This is a genomic window from Desulfoplanes sp. PS50 (genome assembly GCF_053851535.1).
The window spans coordinates 1-2,004 of sequence record NZ_JBSPZA010000077.1 but is presented as its reverse complement, the minus strand read 5'-3'; the positions used below and the strand labels follow the sequence as shown (position 1 = coordinate 2,004).

The window sequence follows — 2,004 nt, the reverse complement described above, 5'->3', positions numbered from 1 at the left end:
AAGTACCTCCCAAGGCGGAGTCAAACCAAGTGCTTTCTGGAAGAGATCTAAGTCTTTCATAGCTGCTTTTCCTACTCGGTGGCCCCCCAGATCTCAACCCCCTACCCACACGAAACAGCGAGGAGCCGCTTTACAAGGTCTTTTTGACAAAGCTCATGCCATAATCAATCCGTTGACTGAAGAAGATACCATTCAGATTCCTTGTATCGTGCAAAAGATTTCTCTTTTTATAGATCAAAAAAAATTTTCAGATGCTCTTCATTTTATAGATAAAAATGTTATGGATGAAGCTCTTGCATTATTTCTTAAAGGGGAGTTGGTGCTTGCGAAAAATGATACAAACAGGGCAGTAAAACTGTTTGAAAATTCATTTGAGATGAATCAAAATCGTTTTGTTGTAATGAAATTATTAAATCTTTATATCCAAAATAGACAAATTGTTGATGCGATTGATATTGCAAAACGGTATGTCCAATCTCATGACAGAGATTCTCAAGTTCTTTTTCTTCTGGGGTATCTCTATGAACTGAGCGAGGAGTATGAATATGCTGTGACGTATTATAAGCGTTCTCTTCAATCCAATCCAGAGTATCTTCCAGCTCTCAATAATCTTGCTTATCTCTATGCTGAAAAATTTCCTACGCGGACCAATCTTGAATATGCTTTGCATATCATCAGACAGGGACTTTTTACTCCGAATTCGCAGCTTTTGGACACCCTGGGATGGATATATTTTCAGCTCGGAGATATCGAACATTCTCTTGTGATCTTTGAAACTGTCGCATCCTGGCCGGATGTCTCGCCCGTGGTGTTCTATCATCTTGGGGCTACCTACATACGTGATGGCCAAACGGAACTGGGTAGAAAATGGCTGACCAAATCTGTTAACGCACACGTTGATTTTCCTGAGAAAAGCAGTGCCCGCAGGCTTCTTGACGAGATATAAGCTTAACACTATGATATAATTAAGTTTATTATATTTTCATAAGCTAATCGACTTTGGAAAATATTTTCGTGAGCTCTCTTTCTACCGCAAACCATCATCGGTGCCTGACGTTTTTAAATGAATTGATTTTTCGAGATTTTTTTTATAATTCACCTCAACGACCACTTTCGAATTTTAATTGGTTCAGTGTGTTTTTTGACCATCACCGATGCTGTAGGTTTTTCCCTGACGGTTTGTTGAGGTAGAATTGTGGATGATATGGAAATTTCAGTTGGTGCAAAGTTACTTCTTGACCTTTGCGGCACTGAATCACGAAGGGTTTCCGGCGAGCTTGTTGGATGGAAGTCAACCAAAACGCTTTTGGCTTCCCTGCCGCTTCTTGTGGGGATTCGTGATTATCTGGAAGTGGGACGCTACATAACATGTCGTTACATGCATGAAGGCATTGTTTACGGATTCAAGTCTCGCATCCTTGGGTATATTACCAATCCGGATTCCCTTGTTTTTCTTTCCTATCCCGACCATTGGGAATCCCTTGATCTCCGCAAGCAGCAAAGAGTTCCATGTTTTTTTCCAGCTATTTTCTATCTTAAAAATAATGAGGTTCACGGAATTCTTAATGATATATCCGAATTTGGTTGTAGGATTCAATGCGGACCGAGTAAGGAAAATATACTGGAAAATGTTATGTTAGGATTTGAAACTGTTGTCCGTTTTTTCCCATTTGGAATGCGCCCCTGTTACAGTATTCCGGCAACCATTGTGAATGCATCCACTGATGAAAAAAAAATTACCGCGATTGGTTTTAAATTTCCAAAAATTTCAGATGATTTTAAAAGTATTTTGGATGATCATGTAAAAAAATTCTGCTTACATTCCAACTGATTCAAGTGACAAAAAAAGGGAGGTCTTAAAAGACCTCCCTTTTTTCGTTTGCCCGGCAAAGCCGGGTCCCCGTCCGCTTGCAAGAAAGCGGAGATGCCCCGTCTGAGGGGAAATCAATCCGAATCGCAAGGGCGTTTCTGGTAACGGAAGGGTCTGAAGGAAGCGATAGGAAG

The 2,004-nt window shown here is 40.4% G+C and carries 2 protein-coding genes; both read left to right on the top strand.

Annotated features, from left to right (window positions below; translation table 11 throughout):
- The coding region (locus tag ACTVJH_RS15765) for a hypothetical protein (RefSeq protein ID WP_455992836.1) at positions 1–946 on the top strand (946 nt) is incomplete at its 5' end.
- A 258-nt stretch (positions 947–1,204) separates the two neighbouring features.
- Positions 1,205–1,831: a flagellar brake domain-containing protein gene (locus tag ACTVJH_RS15760; RefSeq protein WP_455992839.1), complete on the top strand. Its 627-nt coding sequence runs from the start codon at positions 1,205–1,207 to the stop codon at positions 1,829–1,831.
- Positions 1,832–2,004 lie beyond the last annotated feature (173 nt).